The sequence below is a fragment of the Kitasatospora sp. MY 5-36 genome (genome assembly GCF_001182915.1).
Lineage (GTDB): Bacteria > Actinomycetota > Actinomycetes > Streptomycetales > Streptomycetaceae > Kitasatospora.
Genome location: NZ_LFVW01001101.1, coordinates 1 through 1,891, shown reverse-complemented (window position 1 = coordinate 1,891; position 1,891 = coordinate 1). Strand labels below are relative to the sequence as shown.

General features: G+C 75.3%; 2 pseudogenes. Both read left to right on the top strand.

The features are described from left to right. Positions 1 to 315, top strand: a pseudogene (locus AE652_RS40485) (NAD(P)/FAD-dependent oxidoreductase); the annotation flags it as partial. Positions 316 to 521: 206 nt separating this feature from the next. Next, positions 522 to 1,808 (top strand): annotated as a pseudogene (locus AE652_RS40480) (SpoIIE family protein phosphatase); the annotation flags it as partial. Between the last annotated feature and the right edge of the window lie 83 nt (positions 1,809 to 1,891).

The following is a 1,891-nucleotide window of genomic DNA, read 5'->3' as shown; positions in this document are numbered from 1 at the left end:
GGCCTGGCCGACTACCGGCCGGGCCCCGCCGCCTGCTCGACCTCGCTCGGCCCGCACCGGGCCGTCGCCCACACCCGGCGCGGCGGCAGGCTCACCGGCCGCCGGGCCTGGTGGCTGCACCGGGCCCGGCACCTGCGGCGGCTGCCGAGCACCGAGCGCCGGGTGCGGGTGCTGATGGACTGGGTGCTGGGCGGGGTGTTCTCCCGCGAGCCGGTCTCGCTGGGTGCGATGGAGCACCCGCGTTCGGCCTTCGAGGAGGGGTTCGGCCCCGAGCCCGGACGGCCGTCCGACGCCGGCCCCGATGCTCCCCGGTGACCGCGGCCGCCGACCCGGGCCGGCGGCCGACCGGACGGCGAACCGGGGAGTGGGTCGGACGGCGGATCGGGCGGCCACGCCGGGCGCGCGACTTCCGGAACCGGGCCTCCGCCTGACAGGATCAGCCCGACCTGGTCATTACCCCGTGTGCTGCTGCGCACACAAAAAGTGATGATATGCCTGGAAAACGAGGAAGCGGCCGTCGTTTGAACCTCATGCGCTGGAGCGCCCGGCTCGCCGGAGTCCCCTGGCGTGCCCTCCCGCCCCCCGGGACCGGCACCGAGGACGGTGCGCCCTGCCCCGAGGGCGTCGTCGTGCCCGGCCCCCGCGACCCGGCCGGCCCCGCCGCCACCGCGGAGCTCCCCGACCCGCACAAGCCGCAGAACCTGCGCGAGGTCCTCAACCGCATCCCCGCCCCGGTCGCCGTCACCTACGGCCCGCTCCACCAGCTCGGCTACGCCAACCGCGCCTACCGCGAACTCTTCGGCGAACGCCCCACCGGACTGCCGGCCGCCGAGGCGCTCCCCGAACTCGCCACCATGGGCGTCCTGCCCCTGATGGACCAGGTCATCCGCGGCGGCCGCCCGCGCAGCGTCAAGGCCCGCTGCATCCTCGGCCTCACCGGCAACCGCTACTACAACGTCTCCTGCGTCCCGCTCGGCACGGGGGAGGGCGGCGACGCCCCCACCGAGGGACCGCCCGCCGGCGTGCTGATCTTCGCCGCCGAGGTCACCGACCAGGTCCTCGCCGCGGCCCGCCTGCGCGAAGCGGAACGCCGCCAGCGCGAGGCCGCCGTCACCCTCCAGCGCAGCCTGCTCCCGCAGAAGCTCGACCAGCCGGCCGGCCTGCGGGTCGCCGCCACCTACCAGCCGGGCGGCGCCGAGGCCGCGGTCGGCGGCGACTGGTACGACGTCATCGCCATCGACGGCGGGCGCACGGCACTCGTCATCGGCGACGTCATGGGCCGCGGCCTGCGCGCCGCCGCCGTCATGGGCCAGCTGCGGACGGCGGTCCGCGCCTACGCCCGCCTCGACCTCCCGCCGCACGAGGTGATGCGCCTGCTCGACGGCCTCGCCATGGAGATCGACGCCAACCAGATCGCCACCTGCACCTACGCCGTCTGGGACCCGCGGCGCCGCACCCTCTCCTACGCCTCCGCCGGACACCTCCCCGTCCTGCTGCGCTGCCCGGACGGCACCATCCTGCGCAGCGAGGAGCAGAACGGCCCGCCGCTCGGCACCGGCGGCGGCCTGCACGTCTCCCACACCCTGCGCCTGCTCCCCGGTACGACCGGTGTCCTCTATACCGACGGACTGGTCGAGCGCCGGGACGAGGACATCGACCAGGGCCTCGACCTCCTGGCCCGCACCCTGACCGGCGCGATCGGCGCCCCCGAGGTGATCTGCGCCCGGCTGCTGCGGGCGATGGGCGTGACCTCCGAGCACGACGACGACGTCGCCGTCCTGGCCTTCCAGCTGCCGGCGGAGGAGGGCACCGAGAATTCGGTTGCGCCACTTGACCCGGCGACTCCAGAGGTCTAGTGTTCTTCGAGCTGCCTGGCAGGGAGCACCGGACA